Genomic DNA, 1,164 nt, shown 5'->3' with positions numbered 1-1,164 from the left:
TATCTAATACACTGGAAAACCAACCTAAAAATCGATGAGGGAAAAAGCCAGGCTTTTCACTAGAGTGCAAATAAGATTGTATTTGATCAACCAGTGATTGAAACCTTGCTTCGAAGGACTTGTTTAGTAAATCTGCTGCATCGGAAGTTGAAGAGTCTACTTTCCCAAAAAGCAGCTCTATCAATTCAAAATCTTGTGGTTTTTCTTGTTGTTGATTGTTATTGACCGTAACTACCTCCTGATTTTAACCTTTTACAATTTTTACTCTCACTTAAACTCCTCGCCTACTTTTGTTTAAATCTAAGTAACTGAATTTCCTAAAATAGAAACACTACACTTTGCTTCTAGTATCACTAACCTCCTGCTGTACAGTTTCTACATCTAATGATGAACTTGGCAACTGACTATCACCTGCACCACCACCTAATTGCTTATTTCTAACCTTGGCAAATACCTCATATTCTGACTTATCTTCTTCCATAATGGAGTGCATTTGTTCTTGGTTAAGAGAGTTAACGATTTTAGATAATATTTTAACAGCTTTATTTTCCTTAATGAGAGAGATAACCAAATCCCTGGTTGATGAGAGTTGTTCACTTAACTTATTTAAATAGTGTTGTCTATGAGCTTCAAAGCCAGGACGATTCCACATAGAGGTGAGCATGTCACTACCAGATTTAATAAAATTATCGTCTGGTGCAGAGACAATTGAGTTTAAGACTATAAACATCGACGTAGAATAGCTATCAGGAGATAAATCTTCTGGCTTTAAATATTCAAATAGCTTTTTGGCATTCTCGAAAGAATAATTTGTTTTTAATGTATCTAAAGTATAATAATACCTGTTATGTTTAAAGTCCCTCTTCAATAATTCATGATACTTCTCTTCACAAAGATAGCGTAGGCAAAAATCAACCATTCCAACATCATCAGTAGAAAAACGCCCTTTATTATATGCTACTTCCGTTAATAAATCTTCTTTCCTTTTTGGGGATACAGAATCAATTGACTGTAACTTATCCCAGAAGAATTCCAAAGCTTCAACATGCTTTTCTAGCATCGCACATTTAAAAGCATAAACGTATGGATGCTCATTATTTAATTCCAACTGATGCTCCTGGTTATTCATAGCATGTGACCAGTAGATCATTAAAGCCCCTTTAT

The 1,164-nt window shown here is 34.5% G+C and carries 2 protein-coding genes; both read right to left on the bottom strand.

Features of this window, described 5'->3' with window-relative positions; translation table 11 throughout:
• The coding region (locus DM84_RS05975) for a hypothetical protein (protein WP_250779087.1) at positions 1–184 on the bottom strand (184 nt) is incomplete at its 3' end.
• Between the two features lie 147 nt (positions 185–331).
• On the bottom strand, positions 332–1,164 hold an 833-nt coding region (locus DM84_RS05970; protein WP_250779086.1), incomplete at its 5' end, for a hypothetical protein.

The organism is Wolbachia pipientis, from assembly GCF_023661085.1.
Lineage (GTDB): Bacteria > Pseudomonadota > Alphaproteobacteria > Rickettsiales > Anaplasmataceae > Wolbachia.
This window is presented reverse-complemented; position numbering and strand designations above follow the sequence as displayed.